The 18,621-nt window shown below is 66.6% G+C and carries 16 protein-coding genes; 7 read left to right on the top strand and 9 right to left on the bottom strand.

What is annotated here, in order from left to right:
• Positions 1-37: 37 nt before the first annotated feature.
• A complete protein-coding gene (locus AB0I69_RS18460) occupies positions 38-754 on the bottom strand; it encodes a hypothetical protein (protein WP_363096691.1) in 717 nt (238 codons plus the stop codon).
• Complete coding sequence (gene eccE / locus AB0I69_RS18455; RefSeq protein ID WP_363096690.1) at positions 751-2,085, bottom strand: type VII secretion protein EccE; 1,335 nt, start codon at positions 2,083-2,085, stop codon at positions 751-753. Before eccE ends, AB0I69_RS18460 begins: the two co-directional genes overlap by 4 nt.
• A 198-nt stretch (positions 2,086-2,283) precedes the next feature.
• Between eccE and eccB the strand changes: the two genes are divergently transcribed.
• From eccB to AB0I69_RS18420, 7 genes are all read left to right on the top strand, one after another.
• Complete coding sequence (eccB, locus tag AB0I69_RS18450; RefSeq protein WP_363096689.1) at positions 2,284-3,804, top strand: type VII secretion protein EccB; 1,521 nt, start codon at positions 2,284-2,286, stop codon at positions 3,802-3,804.
• Positions 3,805-3,816: 12 nt separating this feature from the next.
• A complete protein-coding gene (gene mycP, locus AB0I69_RS18445; RefSeq protein ID WP_363096688.1) occupies positions 3,817-5,082 on the top strand; it encodes a type VII secretion-associated serine protease mycosin in 1,266 nt (421 codons plus the stop codon).
• A 445-nt stretch (positions 5,083-5,527) separates the two neighbouring features.
• Positions 5,528-5,989, top strand: coding sequence for a hypothetical protein (locus AB0I69_RS18440; RefSeq protein ID WP_363096687.1), 462 nt, complete (start codon positions 5,528-5,530; stop codon positions 5,987-5,989).
• Positions 5,989-7,689: a hypothetical protein gene (locus AB0I69_RS18435; RefSeq protein ID WP_363096686.1), complete on the top strand. Its 1,701-nt coding sequence runs from the start codon at positions 5,989-5,991 to the stop codon at positions 7,687-7,689. Before AB0I69_RS18440 ends, AB0I69_RS18435 begins: the two co-directional genes overlap by 1 nt.
• A 96-nt stretch (positions 7,690-7,785) precedes the next feature.
• Positions 7,786-8,976, top strand: a complete 1,191-nt coding sequence (locus AB0I69_RS18430) for a S8 family serine peptidase (protein WP_363096685.1) — start codon at positions 7,786-7,788, stop codon at positions 8,974-8,976.
• A 96-nt stretch (positions 8,977-9,072) separates the two neighbouring features.
• Positions 9,073-9,411, top strand: a complete 339-nt coding sequence (locus AB0I69_RS18425; RefSeq protein ID WP_019064778.1) for a hypothetical protein — start codon at positions 9,073-9,075, stop codon at positions 9,409-9,411.
• A 64-nt stretch (positions 9,412-9,475) separates the two neighbouring features.
• Entirely contained in the window at positions 9,476-9,781 is a 306-nt protein-coding gene (locus AB0I69_RS18420) for a WXG100 family type VII secretion target (protein WP_019064779.1), read from the top strand.
• A gap of 424 nt (positions 9,782-10,205) precedes the next feature.
• Here AB0I69_RS18420 and AB0I69_RS18415 read toward each other — a convergent pair whose 3' ends face one another.
• The 7 genes from AB0I69_RS18415 to AB0I69_RS18385 all read right to left on the bottom strand — a co-directional run bounded on the left by AB0I69_RS18415 (position 10,206) and on the right by AB0I69_RS18385 (position 18,587).
• A complete protein-coding gene (locus AB0I69_RS18415) occupies positions 10,206-10,718 on the bottom strand; it encodes a hypothetical protein (protein ID WP_363096684.1) in 513 nt (170 codons plus the stop codon).
• A gap of 1,161 nt (positions 10,719-11,879) precedes the next feature.
• A complete protein-coding gene (locus tag AB0I69_RS18410; RefSeq protein ID WP_363096683.1) occupies positions 11,880-12,539 on the bottom strand; it encodes a hypothetical protein in 660 nt (219 codons plus the stop codon).
• Entirely contained in the window at positions 12,532-14,709 is a 2,178-nt protein-coding gene (locus tag AB0I69_RS18405; protein ID WP_363096682.1) for a hypothetical protein, read from the bottom strand. The genes AB0I69_RS18410 and AB0I69_RS18405 overlap by 8 nt, the downstream gene beginning before the upstream one ends.
• On the bottom strand, positions 14,709-15,167 hold the full coding sequence (locus tag AB0I69_RS18400) for a hypothetical protein (protein WP_363096681.1): 459 nt from the start codon (positions 15,165-15,167) through the stop codon (positions 14,709-14,711). The genes AB0I69_RS18405 and AB0I69_RS18400 overlap by 1 nt, the downstream gene beginning before the upstream one ends.
• Before the next feature lie 341 nt (positions 15,168-15,508).
• The gene (locus AB0I69_RS18395; protein ID WP_363096680.1) at positions 15,509-16,024 is read right to left on the bottom strand and encodes a hypothetical protein; all 516 of its coding nucleotides are present in this window, start codon (positions 16,022-16,024) and stop codon (positions 15,509-15,511) included.
• A gap of 47 nt (positions 16,025-16,071) precedes the next feature.
• Positions 16,072-18,141 (bottom strand): DUF6571 family protein, encoded by a 2,070-nt coding sequence (locus AB0I69_RS18390; RefSeq protein WP_363096679.1) that lies wholly within the window; start codon positions 18,139-18,141, stop codon positions 16,072-16,074.
• Complete coding sequence (locus tag AB0I69_RS18385) at positions 18,141-18,587, bottom strand: hypothetical protein (RefSeq protein ID WP_363096678.1); 447 nt, start codon at positions 18,585-18,587, stop codon at positions 18,141-18,143. Before AB0I69_RS18385 ends, AB0I69_RS18390 begins: the two co-directional genes overlap by 1 nt.
• Positions 18,588-18,621 lie beyond the last annotated feature (34 nt).

Raw genomic sequence — 18,621 nt, 5'->3', positions numbered from 1 at the left:
GTGCCGTCGATCGTCCGGTCGGTCCATGGCCGTACCGTCAGTCCATCCGGCGGGCCACGCCCAGCAGGCCGACCTCGGCGTCCGTGGGCTGGGTCATCACGTACTGCCGGTCGCGGTCGCCGCACCAGAGCGTGACGCCGTCGGGGAGCGTAGGCAGGGAGTTGACGTCGGCCCGGGGGAGCGCCATGGCGCGGCCCAGCTCCGTCGCCTCGTCCGGCGAGATCCGCTGCACCCCGACGAGCCGCGCCTGCCGTATGAGCCGAGGGGCGACAGGACTGAGATACGGCAGCAGGGTCAGCACCGACTGCCAGGGCCCGGACACCACCCGCCCGCGCGGTGGCCGCATACCGCAGTCCCGCACCACGAGCACGGGTGTGCCCGCCGAGGCACCCTGTGGTTGGACACGGCCCACGTCGTACACCGCCAGGCCGTTCTGTCCGCCGCCCATGGCGTGGACCATCTGCATCCAGGCCTGCGGGCGGCCGGTCTCCACGGCGACGCGCGCACCGGTCGCCGCCGCTCTGAGGGCGATGACCTGTGCGGTCCACAGACCGCCGATGAGGACGACGTCGTACGGAGTGGGACGGTTGAGGCCCAGCACCGCGGGCTGTCCCTCGGTGTCGACGCCGATCACGACGCCGTCGTCCCCGATGGGCAGCGCGAGCGCGTCCACCTGCTCGGGGGAGAGCACATGCCGTCCGTGGCGGGGGCCGATCAGGCCGAGGCCGCTGCGCAGCATCGTCAGCGCGGTCATCGGGCACCTCCGAGGGGCAGCGTGGCGAGCACACCCGGGAGCTGCTCGCGGTCGAGGCGGGCCAGGGCCAGGCCCGTGTGCCGTGCCGCGCCCTCCAACGCGTGCCGCGCCGCGACCAGTTCGTCGTCGCTGCGGCCCGTCACCCGCAGGTGCCCGCACATCGACACCTCCTGGCGCTCCCCGCGCGCGAGCGTGAGGCTGAACGTCGTGGCGAGCGCCGGGGTGGCCGTGAGCAGGGCGATCAGCTGGGGCAACGACGGGCCGTGACCGCCCAGTTGGGGCCAGCGGCGGATCCAGTACGTCGTGTGTCTGCGGTTGTCGCAGCGCCAGCTCCTGCTGGACTCCTCGGTCCGGCGCTCCCGTGTGTCGGTCCGTCCGGCCTCGGCCGTCACCAGGGGGTTCGCGCAGGCGGAGGTGGCGAGGGCGGCGGTCAGCTCCTCCTCGTTCAGGATCGTCGTGCGGAAACCGGCACCTGTGAGGCGGCTCGCGAGATGGTCGGCGACGCGCACGACGCACTTCTGCGCTCCGGTGAGCCCTCCTCCCCGGGCGGCCACGGCCTCCAGGCACTGCTCGGGGTCGAGCTTCAGCGCGATCCAGGTGATGCGCACCGACGGGGCGCCGGTCTGCTCCTGCAGCGGCGCGTAGTTGGTGACGGCCACCGAGTGCTGGGGCAGGTGCAGCGCGGGCGCGGGCTGGGTGTGCAGCACGAGCTGCGCCGACTCCAGCCGGATGCCGTCCACTTCGAGCGCGTCCCGCACCAGCGAGAGCGGCAGCGGATGCCGGCTCCGGTCGGCCCGCAGCGCGGTGACATCGGCCTCGACCTGCACGACGGCGGTCACGAAGGTGCCGTCCCCGATCAGCCCGATCGGACGCCGGTCCCGGCCGCCGTACGAGTAGGTCCGCAGGGTCGGGTCGCACTCGACAGTCGGTGCGAGACCGGGCTCCGTGCCCGGCGGTGTCTCCGTGCTCGCGGCGCTCTTCTGCCGCGCCCGCAACGCCCGCGCGGTGCCCATCCATTCGGGCAGGGAGCGGCCACGCCGCCGGACGAAGGCGAGCAGCACGAGCGCCACGGCGACGACGCCCGCCGGCACCATCGCCATCGGGGCGATCGCCCAGCCGACGAGAAGGACGGCCGCCGCGAGCTCCAGCAGAACGAGCCGTTGCAACCGGAATGCCCCGCCCTGTCCGCGGCGCGTCCTGATATGAAGTCCGCCCGGACCCTGGGGCGATGCGCCCACCCCGGACGGCGGCTGCGCGGACCCCGGCCCGGGCGCCTCGGAGCCCCTCGTCCGCGACCGGTCACGAGACCGTGTCCGCGTTCCGGAAGCCATCACTCCATCCCCCCGTTTTACTCACAACTCACTGCTGTTTCAGCACCACATAGGGCCCCTGAAGGTCCAGGTACCCTACCCGCTCCACACGCCCCCGCAGATACCAGGCATAGTAGGTGCCCGGTCTGACATCGATGGGCGGGGGACGTCGAACTCCCGAGCGCTGCCCAGGCGGAACACGGGGAGAGACAGACACAGATGGCATCTCGGCGGGACCAGCTCAACGCCTACACCTTCGCGAAGCGCCGCATGCTGGCGTCCTTCGTGCAGTCCTCCCCGGACGGTTCGGAGGAGGGGGCACCGCGACCGCTGCGCGGAGTGGTGCCGGGAGTCATCGTGGGCGTGGTCGTCATGGCGGTCTTCGGCGCCTGGGGCATGTTCAAACCGACCGCGCCCCAGGGCTGGGACACCCCCAAGTCGAAGGTGATCATCGCCAGCAAGTCGACCACCCGCTACGTCGTCCTGAAGACCGGTGACTCGGTCCAGCTGCACCCCGTCCTCAACATGGCGTCCGCGAAGCTGCTCCTCAACCCCGGCCAGGGCGAGGTCGTCACCGTCGACGAGTCGGTCCTCGACGGCGGCAAGATCCCGCACGGTGTCACCGTCGGCATCCCGTACGCCCCCGACCGGCTTCCCTCGGCGAGCGAGGCGGGCGCCGACAAGCGCTGGGCGGTCTGCGAGCGCCCGAGCGCGGGCGGCGGTTCCATCCAGAAGGCGGCGCTGGTCCTCGCCGAGCGCGACATGAAGAAGACCGAGGGCAAGCAGCGGTTGCGGGGCGGAGAGCTGCTCTACGTCGTGGACCCGGACAAGAACCGCTACGTGGTGGACGCGAGCGGCACGGCGTACCGCGTGGACAAGAGCGACGAGCTGCTGCTGCGCGCCGTCGTCGGCACCGGCCGCGACCCCGAGCGCGTCTCCCAGGAGTGGCTGGCCACCCTGCACCAGGGCGACCCGATCGCCTTCCCGTCCATCGGATCCACACCCGGTACGGCCGCCGGCGCCCCGGGCGAGCTGGACTCGTCGGCCAACAGGGCGGGCATGGTGCTCAAGGCGTCCGACGCCAGCGGGGAGCACTACTACGTAGTGCTTCCTGGCAGGGTCGCGCAGGTCTCCGCCTTCGTCGCCCAACTCCTGCTGTCCAGCAAGGATCTGGCCCTGCTCGGCCAGGCCGGTCACGCCACCGCGGTGAGCCCGGGCGCGATCACCCCGGAGGGGACCTTCGGCGCCGAGCACCGCTGGCCCACCAAGGAACCCACGGCCGTCAACGAGGCCTCGGACACGTCCGGCAGCCGCAGCACGATCTGCAACGTCCTGCAGAAGGTGGACGGCAAGGGCGTCACCACCCTGACGACCTGGGCGGGCACCGACTTCCCCGCCCCGCTTCCCACCGACTCCACCAGCGCCTACGTCACGCCCGGCTCCGGTCAGCTCTTCCGCCAGTTCCAGGGCGAGGAGACCAAGGCTGGCCCCGTCTTCCTGGTCACCGACACGGGGCTGCGCTACGTCCTGCAGTCCAACGCCGACAGCGCCACGAACGACGCGGGCATCGGTACGACGGCCAAGGAACGCCAGCAGGAGCAGCAGGAGGCCGAGCAGGCCCAGGTCCGCCTCGGCTACGCCGATGTCGACCCGGCGCCGATCCCCGCCTCCTGGTCGGAGTTCCTGCCCACGGGCCCCCGCCTGTCGACGGCGGCGGCACGTCAACCGCAGGGTTCGTAGGGGGAGTTGGGCATGCCGTACACGACTTCCCGCCGCCCCCTCCGCGCTACGGCGGCGATGGCCGCCGTAGCCGCGACCCTGGCCGTGTCGACGGTCGTGCTCGCGCCTCCTGCGGCGGCGGACGACGGCTTCTCGGACCAGTGCACGTTCCCCAACAAGGTGTACCCGGGCCGCCCTTGGGCCCTGCAACGCGTCCTCCTGGACGAACTGTGGAGCCAGTCCAAGGGCAAGGGCGTACGGGTGGCGGTCATCGACACCGGCGTGGACGTGAAGAATCCCCAGCTCACCCATGCGGTGGACGTGAAGAGCGGCCGTAACTTCCTGCCGAAGAACCTCAAGGACAGCAACGGCGACAAGATCGCGCGGGGCAGCGAGAACGGCACGACCGACACCGTGGGACACGGCACCAAGGTCGCCGGCATCATCGCCGCCCGCCCGGTCAGCGGCACCGGTTTCGTAGGCCTGGCCCCCGAGGCGACCATCATCCCGATCGAGCAGAACGACGCGGACGGCCACGGCACGGTGCAGACGCTCACGGACGCGGTGAACTACGCGATCCAGGCCAAGGCCGACGTCATCAACATCTCGCAGGACACGTCGAACGCGGTGAAGCCCGACCCCTCCCTGGAGTCGGCGATCGACACGGCCCTGTCGAAGAAGATCGTGGTCGTGGCGTCGGCGGGCAACGGCGGCCAGGGCGGCAACGTCAAGAAGACGTACCCGGCGTCCTTCTCTGGCGTCCTCGCCGTCGCGGCCTCCGACCGCAACAACGAACGTGCGTCCTTCTCCCAGTCCGGCGACTTCGTCGGTGTGGCGGCACCCGGCGTCGACATGATCTCCACCGTCCCCAAGGGTGGTCACTGCTCCGACAACGGTACGAGTTTCTCGTCACCGTACGTTGCCGGCGTCGCGGCGTTGATCAAGGCGAAGCACCCGGACTGGACCGCCCGCGAGGTCGTCGCCCAGATCGAGCAGACCGCCGAGCGCACCATCGCCGGTCACGACCGCCTCGTCGGCTGGGGCGTCGTCGACCCGGTCCGCGCGCTCACCGAGGACGATCACCCGATCGAGTCCCCCAACCCCCAGGACGGCCTCACCAAGGCCCAGGCCCCGTCCCCCGCGAAACTCCAACTCGGCGAAACCCCCGACGAACACGACGCCCGCCTCGCGACCTACGTCGCCCTGGGCGCGGCCGTGCTGGTGGCGGGACTCGGCGGTACGGCGGTGGCGACCCGGGACGCGCGCAAGCGGGCGCGGAGGGTCGCGGGGCTGGACTGACGCCCGGCCAGCCCCCTGGCTGGCGCCGCCGCGCCCTCCGCCCGCCTGTCAAGAGGCCGCGACCTGCGAAGGAGCGGACCGACGGCGGAAGTTGACGGAAACGGACGACGCCATTCGCAATGGCCACGCAGCAACGACGGCTCCGCGTCACCCCTCCGCCCGCCATGATGCTCACTCACATGTGTGCAGGTACGACGACTGAGTAGCCGTACTCAGGCCGCCGGTCCGCAGGTCACGTAGCGTCAAGGGGCGGCAGCCGCCCAGGTGGACGCGAGAGCGTGCCGTGAAGGAGCGGTGAAGCTTGGTCGAGTGGTAGCACAGCTGTCGCATAAGGCAGTTGGGACTGTCACAGGAAGCGACTAGAGTGATTGCGTTGCGGAGAGGAACGCTCACGGGGTGCGGTCGCCCGGGGGCGGGCGACGAAAAACGGGGAGGGGAAGGCGTCATGCTTCCTGCTGACGGTGGAGGGGGCTTCAGGGCGAGCCTGGAAGCGCTCGGCACGTTCAAGAAGCGTGTGGACGGGGTGCTTTCGAACTTCGAGAGCTCACCGGGCAGCGCGCACAAGGTCGGAGCGCACGAGCTCACCCAGGCTTCCTTCGGCGGTGCCGGAAGTTTCGGCGAGGCCAAGGGCCTGCACGCACAGTACGAGCGGGTCCACGAGCGTCTCACCGCGCTGTCCAAGAACCTGGGCCTCCAGATCGAAGCGCTCCAGATCGCCGTGAGCGCCGCGCACAACAACTTCCACAACGTCGACGAGGACCAGCGGCGCCGGTTCTGGGAGATCCAGACACAGCTCAGTCGTGAGCACGCCCAGGCGCTGCAGGAGCAGCAGGCCGCGGAGGCGGCGAAGAGCGGCAAGCCCGAGCAGGGGCGTTCCGACGACAAGCAGGCCAAGGCCGGGTACTGATGGGTGACGAGCAGAAGCAGCCGAATCCGCACGAGGCGGAACTGACGCAGGTGGCCCAGCAGGTCGGTGTCATCGATGCCGCCAACATCGCGTCGAATGCGATGAACGGCATATTCGGTGGCCATGTCCGTTTCTTCGGCAAGACCGACTTCGAGAACCACCGCCTCAACGATATGATCGACATGGTCGAGACCGCGAGTCCGGAGCACCTGGAGAACGCGGGCAAGGCGCTCTGGGACGCCCGCGACGCCATCAACGACGCGGCCGAGGAACTCAGCGGCCACATCGACAACGTCGACTGGGAGGGCGACTCCGGTCAGGCCTTCCGCGACTGGGGCAGCAACCTCGTCACTTACGCCGTCAACCTCGCGTCCTTCGCGGAAGTAGCCGGTACCCAGATCTCGGCCGCGGCCACGGGCCTCGCCTCCGTCCGCATCGCCATGCCGCCACGCGACACCCGCTTCAACACCAGCCAGACGCCCAGCGACATTCCGCTGCCCGCGCGCGTCTCGGGCAACGGGGAGTACACCGAGGCGATCAAGGTCGAGAAGGACCGACAGGAGGCGATCAACCAGATGAATCGGTTGTCGTCCTTCTACTCGGTGTCGGAGGAGACGCTGGCGGCACAGGAACCGCCTACGTTTTTGCAGGCTATGCCGGATGTGGGGGTGCCCAGGCCGCAGCCGACGTCCAAGGATCCGTGGCTTGACCCCGGCAAAACGCAAGAAAGCCAGAGCCTTGGCGGTACTCAGGATCTGACGACTCGCCATCACGCTTCGAGCGTGGTGACCGACCATCCGACTTCGGTCGACACCACTCCGACGGTCAGGCACGTGGATGACTCACGTACCCACCCGGACGTGAATGTCGGTACGAAGATCGACGGTGTGGGCACCCTGCCGTCCCAGGAGATCACGAAGCCGGCGACCAACCTGCCTCCGTCGATGCCCGCTTCGGGCGGAGGCAATGGCGGGACGATTCCGCCTTTGGTCTCGGGCGCGGTTCCTCCTGCTTTCGGCATCTCGACGGGACGCACCTCGGGATTCGGCGGAGCGACCGGGAGCAGATCCCCGATTTCGGCGCAGGGACGTGCGGTCAACCCCGGTGGTGCGACCGGCGGGCGTGGCAACACAGGCCCGATGGGGCGTGCCGCCGCAACAGGGCAGTCGGGCATCCGGAGTGGTGAATCAGCGGCAGGAGGCAGATCACCCCTCGGTCGGGCCATCTCCGGCGGAACACCTCGCCCCGTCGGCGGGCCGGCGGGCGGCCGGGCCGGTGGGCCGACTGCCACAGGGGCAGCACGTGGCAACGGCGTTGTCGGAGGAAAGCCCACCACAGGTGCTGCCTCGGGAGCGAACGGACCCAAGGTGCCTCGCGGCACGGTCGTCGGTGCCGAGGGCAACTCCAACTCCCGTACACCTGCGGGCAAGATCGGTCAGCGCGGGGTCATCGGGGCGCCGAAATCCGCGCCGGGCGCGCGCTCGGGACAGTCAGGTCGGCCCGCCGTGGGCAACTCAGACGGGGTGGTCGGCACTCCCAAGAGCCGACCTTCCGTTGTCAGGGGCGCCGGTGGCACCGGAGGCGCACCAGGGGTTCCGAGAGGGTCGGCAGGAAGTCGACGCAGTACGAACCGAGAAGACCGCGAGGGCGAGCGCGAGCAAGATGTGCAGCGGCGCAGCACGCCGCCTGTGACCGACTGACCACGAGCGAGGATCAACAGAAGCATGACAGGGACCAGCCCGCGTGGCAGATCGACCGCGTTCCTCCAAGGACGTGCCGGAAGACGAGTGTCGGCCGTGTGTGCCGCACTCGGTGCTTTCGCCATTGTGTCTTCGGGGCTGGCTCCGAGCGCGGTTGCCGCCGATGTCCAGTCGAAGCAGTGGTACTTGGACCTAATGGATGCGAAGGGGATGTGGAAGGTAAGCACCGGCAAAGGCGTCAAGGTTGCTGTGCTGGACACTGGTGTAAACCCGGACACTCCATCCCTCAAGGGTCAAGTGCTCGTGGACGGGGTGCATCAGGTCGTCTCGTACAACGCCACCAACGACTATCTGGGCCACGGGACCACCATGGCGGAGATGATTGCCGGCACTGGCGCCGGAGGCGGGCTGCAGGGCCTGGCGCCCGGTGCGAAGGTCGTGCCCTACCGGGTGCTGACCAAGGGCGTGAAGAACAAGACCGACGTAAAGAAGACGCCTTCGACCGCCGATGCGATCAAGGCTGCCGCGGACAGCGATGCCCAGATCATCAGCATGTCGTTCGGCGGCGACATCCTTGACCCGGACGAGGCCAAGGCCGTTAAGTACGCCCAATCCAAGGGCAAGTTGATGTTCGCCGCTACGGGAAACGACGCTGAGACCAAGAACTTCATCGGCTACCCGGCCGCAGATCCGTACGTCGTCGGCGTAGCCGCAGCCGACAAGGACGGCAAGGTAGCCGACTTCTCGGAGCACGGCAACTACGTCGATCTGGCGGCCCCGGGTCGCAACGTTCCGGTGTGGTGCGACGCGACATTCAAGTCGTACTGCGTCAGCGGTGGTACCAGCGCAGCGACCGCCCTGGCCTCTGCCTCCGCCGCCCTGATCTGGTCCGCCCACCCCACCTGGACGGCCAACCAGGTCCTGGCCACCCTCATCGACACCGCAGGCCGCGACTGGCCGAAGAACAAGCCGAGCAACTACCTCGGCTACGGCCTGATCCGCCCCCGCAAGGTGTTGGAGAACAGCAGCATCAACCCGGGTGCCCCCGGCACCGACCCGCTCAGCTTCGAGAACGGAACCGGCGTCACCGGCGCTTCGCCCTCCGCCTCCGCGTCGACCTCGTCCAAAGCCCCCAACCCCACCTCAGGCGGCCAGACTTCAGCCGCAGCATCGACCTCCGACTCGTCCGGCAACACCACACTGTGGATCGCACTCGGCGCCGCAGCGGCCGTAGTCGTGCTCGGCGGTGGAGCCTTCGCGGTGGCCCGTTCGCGGCGAGGCGCATGAGGGCTCGTACACCGGGCTCACTCGACCAACCAGCGCTTCACCACTCGGTGTTGCGTCCCAGAAACACCAACCTCTCTCGCGAAAGGGAGTGCCGAGATGGCTGACGGCCGCAAGCTTGATGACGCACATGTACAAAAGCTCCAGACGAACGTCATCGACAGGTACGACAACGTCAAGAAGCACCTGCAGAAGCTCCAGGGCTGCATCGACATGATCGAGGCGAACTGGACGGGCCACGGTGCCAACGCCTTCAAGACCAAGCAGCACGAGATCAACGACCACATGGTCGGCATCGGCCGCATGCTCGACGACTTCCTGAACGGAATTCACCTCACCAAGCAGGACAAGGACAAGTTGGAGGACGAACTCCACTCCACGATCTCCAGCATCGAAGTGGACGCCGGTGCGAAGACCTCGGCGCTCAACCTCTACTGACCGCCCCGAGCGTCGCACCCCGGACCGCGAGGTCCCTCTCACATCGTCAAGGAGATGAGGAAACATGACCGGCACGCCGCACATGCAGGATCTCGCCGTCAAGTACGGCACCCTGGACGCGCTCGCCACTGAACTCGGCAATCTGGCCAAGCAGTTGGAGAGCGACCTCACGGCGCTGAAGAAGGGCGTCCACGACGCGGCCGAGGGCTGGGCCGGTGACGCCTACGAGTCCTTCAACCGGAAGTCGAGGGAGTGGGACGGCCACACCACCGCCATTCACCAGGCGCTGCTGTCCATCACGCAGAAGGTGCACCAGGCCGGCGGCGACTACCGCGGCGGCGACAAGAAGGCCGCCAGCTTCTTCGAGTAGGACAGGCTGACAACAGCAACACCGGGGTGGGCACGCACGGGAGGTGCCCACTCCGGTGTTCGTGTTCCGGGCAGCTTTTCCACACGGTGAACCGAAGACGGCTTCGAAGTCCCACAAAGCGGGGGCGGCGCACGGATGACCTGTCCTACTGTCAGGGGCCTTGTCGTGGTTGAGGCTCGGGCACATCGCAATGGCGTGTGGCGCGCGGCGTGCTGGGTGGTGAGCGGCTCGGTGGTGCAGACGGTGGTAGGCCGAAGGCACATCGAAGTTCTGGACAGACCGGGCGATTTGGCGAGGCCGGCCCGTCAACCGGAGCCGCTTCGGGTACGCAGTGCCCTCTTGCCGATCGTCACACCGCCGGGACCTGCATACTTCGATGACCACCGGCTGCCGTGGGGTGACGGAAGAAGGGTGAGCGCCGCACTCACAGCTTGCCGAAGACCACTCCCCGCCAGGTCCAGCCCGACTTCAGGACGGTGTCCTGTAGGGGAGAACGCAGTTCCGCACTGTCGAAACGGAAGGTCTCCGTCGCTTCGAGGCCACCGTTCTGCCCACGACCGAGGGTCCACTCGCGGCTGACTGTTCGACTCGGCCCGCGCGTGTACTCCGGCGGCACCTGGAGCCTGGTCGGACTCCCCACCCGGCTGACCTCCCACTGTTCCTCAAGTGCGCGCAATTCGTGGTCCTCGTTGACGAGTCGCATCCGGATCCGCACGGCGTGAGTGATTTGGGACTGGACGAAAACCTGCTGCCAGGCGGGCTCCGTGAGCCGCCACTCCGCCACCAGGTCGCATTGCTCCCCGCCACCGTAACGGATGACGTACGGAACGTCGGACTGATTGAGGCCGAGCAGAGCCGCCCGCAACTCCTCGCCCGGGACTGGCGAAACTCCGTCGGGCGGGTGCTGTGTAACGGTGAGTTTGTCGAAGAGTCCCATGGGATCAACCTATGAACGATCCAGTCGTCGTCGCAAAGCTCGCCAATGTCTCAGAAACTGCAGCTGAGAACTCCAAAACCCGTGTGAAGAGCGGAGCATCCACGGAGCCGGTTTCGCGGCGGGCGGTCACCATGACGGACGTCACCGCCCGACCCATAGGTGCCACGGACTCGTCGGTGATCTCGGGGAGCGTCGCCATGTCGGGCCAGCATTCCCCGTCGATCGTGATGTTCGCTGCGAAGTCAGCGTCCGACGACGGTAGGCGGACTGCGACGAACGGTCCGCCAAGCGCGCCGACTTCATTCGGAGGCGCAGCTCGCCAGTCTTCCGGCAAATCGAACTCGATCGGGATCGGTACTGTCGTCGGCTTTGCCGGGCTTCCTTCTCACGGCCGGGCACATGGCAGTGGCCCGGGGAGTATCAGTTCAGAACACGCTGCTGATCGATCTCGGGGTGACCCGATCACGCTCGATGTCGAAGGTCTCCATCGACAACTCCTGCAGCGAGGCCCAGTTCAAGACCACCAAGTACATGCGGGCCACCACTCTCGCCGAGGCATGCGCCCACCATCCCGAACGCGTAGGTCGGCGCCCCCGGCCACCCGGGTTACGCCAGACCGTCTGGATCAACGACCCGGCCAAACGCCGCGAACCGTGCCACAGACCTCATAGCGTCACGACCGCCTCTCAGGACTGGAATCTTCCGAGGATTCCGGTGTGGCGGACGGTGGTGGTGGAGGCGGCGGCGGGTACGGCGGCCGGGAAGGGATCCGGGGGCCAAGCAGGCCTACAGCAGGCGGGCCTACAGGTGGAGGGGGCTGAGGTTCCAGCGACCGGCGGGGGCGGGGCTCCGGCTGTCGGGGCGTGAGAGGCGGTGCCGGTGCCGGAGGTGGAGGCGGGGGTGCAGGCAGTTCCCCGTCTGGCAGGACCGGGCCGCCCGCACGCAGCCGCTCGATGGTCTGCTCGGCTCGGCGGCGTGCCCGCGGGTCGTCGTCGCGCTGGAAAACGAGCACGTGAACCCATCGGGAGATTCTCCCGCTCGAAAGCAGCCGGTACCCGAGTGCGTGGGCGATGTCCTTGGCCCGAGGCAGTGCTGACGCATCGAGCCGGAGCTCGACGCGGCCCCGGCCGTCGAAGCGGGACCGTATCTCGTCGCCATCCATCAACGGTCTCCGTAGCGTGGCAGTTCCTGGGGAAAATCGTGGGTGCCTTGGCATTCGGCCAGTTTGTAGGCGTGCTTGGCCAGTTGGTAGGCGATGTCGGTCAGGGTCTGTCGGAGCGCTGTTCCAGTTGCTTTGACTTCTCCGGCGGCCTCCACCCTGGTGATAACCGCGTAATCCTCAGAGGAGTTGTAGGAAGGTACGGCGGGAGGTGTGCAGGGGACGTATACCTCAGCCTGTTCGGTGTCGAGCTGCGCCACAGCCTGTATGCCATCGGCCGAAGAGCGGATGATCCCGTTGTCGCCACCGCTTCCCTGATAACTTGCAATCCACTCCACCTCGGAAACGGGGCGGACCCGCGCCTCGCTCCAGATGGAAGAATCACCGCTGGTGTCAACGTGGCAGTAAAATGTGAAATCGGCACCCGAGTTCTGACGCTTGGCCCCCTCCGCCGCCGATCGCGCCGACGGCAGTACTTGGACGACCAGGTCTCGTTCAACGGCACCCTCGCACAACTTGGAGGGAAGATGCTCGAGTCCTTTAGTGAAGAACTGCACGTATCCGAACCAGATGGAAACACTCGCAAGGCAGAGGGCTGTCAGGCTGAAAAGAAACCATTTCGCGCCATGCTTAGTTTCCTTCGGTGCCCTGTTCTCAACCATTCGGACGATCCTTCGTTCCGCTCAGGAACTCGCTGCTGGCGTCCCAGCCCTCATTCACGGCGTCGCGGAGCAGATTGTTGGTGCCGTCCTTCGGAAGCTGGAGACGGTGCCGATCGATAGTTTCTCCAGCCGCCCATTGGGTCTGTTGGCTGACTGAATCTCGGGAGTCATACAAATCCCCGGCACTGCGGTACAGGGCTTCGTCGCGAGAGCCGTTCAGTTCCTGGCCTTGGAGCAACCGATCAACGGCCGCTCCGGCAATGGCTCCGACACCTCCTCCGACCACTGCCCCCATTGCCGCTCCTCCATATGCTTCGGGGACCTGAACGAAGGTCATGCCGACCGAAATCCAGGTTTTGGCAAAGTCGCCCTTTGCCTTCAAGGCGTCGTTGTACGTCTTCTCGCCGTCGACAGCGGCTTGAACTTCGCCGTCAGCCACAGAATGAGCAACAACACCTTCGATGATTCCAGCATTCTTGCCGATATCTTGAAGGACTTGTGTGTGGGAGCCGTCGAACAAGTGAGGGTTCGCAAGGTGTGATTCGATGAGGCCGCTCGTGTAAATGCTCTCTCCGAGGATGACACCTGCTCTTCCCGATGGGTCCGCGGATACGGCGGAAATAAATCTCACCACATCTCGAACCTTTCCTAGGCCGTCAGGATCATCACTGTTAGTAAGAAAGATGGATTCCGCGCCATGGCCGGCCAGCGTCTGGCTGATCTCCGGCATATAAGAGGCCGCCATATCGCCGAAGCTGTCCCCCAAGCCCTTGCTCACGAGATCAGCGCCCCCGCCGGGCTGCGCCACCGCCTCCACGATGTTCGCCATGATCTGTACTTGAGCCACGCTGTGTCCCGGTGCCTTGGTGGTGGTGTCACCGTCGGCAACTCCCGTGACGGCGGCTTCCAGGGCACGACCGAGGGACTCACCTCGGTCCGTGTAGCCGGTGGTGCCGAGCATGTGCTCCAGATCCGACTTGGACTCGAAGGCGTGCTCCGCCGCCTCGGGATTGTGGGAGAGGCCGTCAAACAGCCCCTCCAGTGGGTCTCTGCCGTTCCCGTCGCCGAAGACGAGATCCACGGCGTCGTACCCCTTGACCCACAGGTCATGGGTGCCGGCGTCCCCTGCTGCCTTGTCCGCCTTGAACAGCTTCTCCCGGTAGTCGTCGAGGAACTCGGTGTCGTACTCGCCCTTGCCCATGAGGCTGCTGATGACCTGAGAGCCCAGGGCGCCGACAGGGTTGGGCGAGTCGGCGGCGCGGAAGTTCGTGTTGCGCTCGGCGATGAGGTCCTTCTTCCAATCCTGAATGGCATCCGAATCCGAGAAGGACGCGCTGGCCAGGGTGAGGCTCAGGTTTGTCTGCAGGTCCTTCATCGTCTTGAGTTCGGAGCCCCTGGCGCCGGCGTGAGAGGAGGCCATCTCGGTCCAGAACTGGAGCGTCCCCTTGGCTCCCAGACGGGTCGCGAACTGTTCAGCGAAGAGGGAGTCGTCGTGGTATTTCTCCATCGTGCGGTTGAAGGCTGCGATGTCGTCGAGGCTCATGTCGGCCGGGTCCTTGGCCATCTTCGCCAGTTTCTCCGCAGCCGCGACGGCCTTTGCCGCCTCGTCCCGGTCCGCGTAGGAGGCGTCGGCGAAGCCGTACTTGGCCTCGTCGACAAGAAGCCTCAGAACCTTCGCGGCGCTCTGGTCGCTCTGCGTCGCCTGGGTCAGGATGCCTTGGATCTCCTTGCGGAAGTCGTCCACCGTTCCCTGATCTGTCACGCCGGACTTTCCGCTGGGGTCGGACGCCCAGTCGGCCCGGGTGTTCCCCACGACGGTGAACGTGCCGTCGCCGGTGTCGATCACGCTGAGGTTCTGCTGCGAGGCCCGCGTGATCGCGTCGTTCAACTGGGTACGGAAACCGATGAGTTCGCCACGGGTATCGGCGAGGATCTTCGTGATGGAGTCGGCCTGGGTATGGGCGTCGGCGAACTCGGTGGCAGTCTTGTCGACGAACTCGCGGGTGACAGTGGCGTTGACGCCGGACCAGTTGGCTTTGTCCGCCCTGCCCTTGAGGTTGCGCTCCGCGTCCTCCTTGAGGGTCGCGAGCTTTGTCGTCATCTGTTCCCAGTCGGTGATCGCCTCGCCGAGCTTCGAGAAATTACCGAAGCGGAGAGCGTCGAGGTCCATCAGCGGTCCGTCCTGTGGTCGAAGCCCTTGTCCAGTAGGGAGATGCTGCTGAGAGTGCCCGCGATGTAGCTTTCGTCGGCCGCGTGCTGGTTCTTGGTGAACCGCAGGTGGTTCGAGATGTGCGCGCAGGCGTCCAGCAGGGACTGCACCTGGTCGACCCAGCGCTCTGCGACATGATCGAGAGCCCTACCGAGTGCGAAGCCTTCGTCCTTGAGTCCGCCGGCGGCAGCCATGGAGGCGACACGGGCGTAGTCGCTGTACTGCCCGAAGTCGTCGAACAAGTCCTGTGCCGCCGAGCCGACCGCGGCAAGGTCCTTCTGGCTGACAGTGAGGTCGCCCCACGCGCTCTTCCCTCCGCCCCCGCCGCCTCCCGAGGGCGCGAGCTGGTTGAGTTGCATGCGCGCCGACTGCTTCTGAGCCGCCTCGGACTTCAGCTGTTCCCACTCGTCCCACGCCATGCGCGGCCCCCTCCCCGTTGGTCTGCTCTGCCCTCGTCCTGACGAAGGCCGGCGAGCTACCTCGCGTGCTTCGACATGGCGGAACCGATCTCTTAATTTACCAATGGATCAGCTTCACTTGACCGATTCCAAACGGGAACGACCAACCTCCGCATCCCCTCCACAGGCCATTCGAGTCACTGCGGCGGACGTGACCAGGAAGCCTGGGCCTACGAGCTGTCCCTCACCCCGTGAGCCACGGTCCCACGCGTGACAGCACCCCAAGTCCCTGACACCGCGCAGGATCGCCTGGCTACGGAATCGCGGCCGACGGCAACCGCGCGTTCATCCGCAAGCGCAGCTCAACTCGCCTTCTCACACCCCTGCTTGGCCATCGCCTTCGGGAAATAGGACCCCAGGAACGAGCGCAACGCATCCCGCCGCTGCGAGGTCTTCGCGGGAACCTTCTCCTGGAGTTGCACCAACGTGACGAACTTGCGCTGGCTGCCTTCGTACGTGCACGCGGCAACCGCCATGGCTCCGTTGTCCGCCACCCTTGCGCTGTCACCGATGTCGACGGACGCGGGGTTGCCGAGACGTACCAGGGCCCGGTCCTGGACCTTGATGGGGTCGGTCTCCGCGGGGACGACGTCGCCCGACAGGTAGACGACCAGCTTGCCGTCCACCGACAGGCGGCAACGCGGGCTCTCCTGCCCGGAGTTGTACGCGCGCTGGGTGAGCCTCTGTCCGTCCGGCAGGAACGGCGACAGTAGATCCGAGTTGACGGCCACCCCACAGACCTTGTCCGGAACGGCGTAGGCACGTGCGTCCGAGTCCGTGCAGCCGGCCGTGGCCAGGACAAGGACAAGCAGCGTCACCGCAGTGGCCGCGTGCCGCCGCGCCGAAGGTCCTGATGCACCCGTGATCACTGATTGCCCGCCAGTCCCTGAGCCCGTGCGTTGCCGTCGAAAGCGGCACCGTTGATCTCGGACGTCAGTGTGTACCTGTTGCTGTTTCCGTGGTTCGGATTGGCGTCGATCCACAGGTCGCTGAGTTTCTGCAACTGGTTCTCCCGTGCGGTGAACACCTCGCCGTTCTGGCGTGCGTTGTCGTCGTCGATACGGGCCTGCTCGTCCAACTGCCATTGATACGCGAGGGCATCGACACCGCGCTGGGCCGCGTCGCCGACGACCGGAATGAAATTCACGGCGCCACCGAAGCCGTGGTAGAGCCATTTGGCGTGCCACGAAGGATCGTCCTTGTCGGTCGCCAACGCCTGATAGCGGGCCTCCTCCAGAAAACCCACCGTGTGGCCGGCTCTGAGCAGGGTCTCCTTGGGGTCGCTGGGGTGGTCCGTGTAAATGTCGCGGACCATTTCCTTGTTCAGGCCGTCGTTGAGGATTCCGTAGGCGTGCTGGTCCCGTGACACCTGTTTCGTCACTTCCAGCAGCTGGTGCCGGTCGAGCTGGCGGGGGTCGCTGGGATCGTCCGCGAGCGAACTCGCCGTGTTGTGCACCTCGTCGCCGTAGTTCACCAGCACTTTCGCCATGTCGTCACGCATCTCGGGGGCGAAGTCGTCGCCCGTGCCGGAGATGATTTTCAACGACCGGTCCAGGACGCTCCGGTTCTCGGCGCTGTGTTGCACCGGAACGGCATGAGGGTCGTTGGGGTTGACTCCGGTGGCCGCGGCGACGAGTGCGTTCCCGGTGGCCTCGCGTGACTGGTTTCCGTCGTGGCTGTTCAGCGGTGTGTCGTCGAATGCGGGGCGGTCTTTGAGAACCCATTCCGCGTTGTCCTGGGGCTGGGTCTCGTTGAAGAACGCGGTCGCGGCATCGGGACTGTTCGACAGGGCCGTCATGAAACCGGTCATCGGGTCCCGGCCGAAATCCTCGCCGATGAAATTCATCTTGGGCATGAGCGGGCCGCCGCTGCCGTTCCAGTAATGGTCGGGAAGCTGCATCTTCTTCTCGGTCGCGACGAGAGCGTTCCCGTACCTGTCCAGAAACGTGTCGTCATAGTCACCCACGCGCATGAGATTGCTCATGAGCTGGAAGCCGTAGACCTGCGTCCCACGGGTCTGAATGCGGTCGTCCGCCAGGTTGACCATGCCGTCCTCCCACTGCCGCATGGCCGGTGAGTCCGACCGCGTCGCGCCGGCGAGGGTGAGGCCGAGATTCTTCTGGAGATCGCCGAGTTGGTCCAGGCGGGCCCGTTGGAGATCGCCTCCGTCGGAGGGATCGGAGAGGTCTGCCCAGAAGTCCAGCACGCCTTTCGGGCCCAGTGTGGTGGCGAACTTCTCCTGGAAGAGCGGATCGTTCTTGTATCCCGCGAGCTGCCGGTTGAGATCGTCGAATTCCTCAGGGGACATGGAGTCCCCTTTTTCCTTGATGAGCTTCGCGTATTTCTCCGCGTCCTCAAGCGCCTGCGCGGCGGAGTCCCTGTCCTTGTACGCCGCGCCGGAGAAGCCGTACTCGGCCTCGTCCGCCAGGGCGAGCAGGGCGTCGGAGGCGGTGTCGTCGCTGTGGGTCGCCCTGCTGAGCAGGCGTTTGACGTCCTCGCACAGTTCGTCCACGTCCTGTTGGCTGTGCTCGGGAACCGTGGTCCCCTTCGCGGCGCGGTCGGGGTGGATGTTCATGGTGACGGTGAAGGAGCCCTTGCCGGTGTCCATCACGGTGAGGTTCTTCTTGAGGCCCCGTGCGATCGTCTCGACCAATTGGTCGTGGTAGCCGACGAGTTCGTCGTGGGTGTCCTTGAGAATGTTGTAGATCGTCGTCGCCTGGGTGTGGGCGTCGGTGAACTCGCCGGCCGTCTTGGTGATGAACTCGCGGGAGACGGTCGCGTTGACACCGGACCAATTGGCTTTGTCGGCCAGCCCCTTGAGGCCTTCGCGCGCGTCCTTCTCAAGGGTTTCCAGGCGTTTCACCACCCGGGACCAGTCGTCTATGGCGGTGCCGAGCGAAGCGAAGTTCCCGAATCGGAGCGTGTCGAGGTCCATCAGTGCCCCGTCCCTTCACTGAAACCCTTGTCCAGTGTCGAGATACTGCTGATCTGACCGGATATGTAGAACTCGTCGCCCTGGTGCGCCTTCTTGGTGTAGTCCATGTGGTTCGAGATATGGGCGCACGCGTCGAGCAGACTCGTGAGCTGCTCTTCCCACCGCTGCTGTACGTGGTTCACCGCCGCGCCGAGCCTGAACCCCTGGGTCGTGAGATCCGAGGCCGCGGTCTGGCTGCTCGGCGAGGCGTCACGGCCGTACTGGCCCAGGTCCTCCCAGAGCTTGAACGCCCGGTCGCCGATCGCCGCCAGATCCTTGTGGTCGACGGTCAGATCACCCTGCGGTGTGCTGCCGCCGCCGTCCGGCGGAAGCTGATCGATCCGCATGTGCGCGGACTGCTTCTGCGCTGCCTGACTCTTCAGCTGTTCCCACTCGTCCCATGCCACGTGTGGATCCCCTCCCCGTGCCCCCGTGGGCCCC

This window comes from Streptomyces sp. NPDC050508 (assembly GCF_040655155.1).
GTDB lineage: Bacteria > Actinomycetota > Actinomycetes > Streptomycetales > Streptomycetaceae > Streptomyces.
This window is presented reverse-complemented; position numbering and strand designations above follow the sequence as displayed.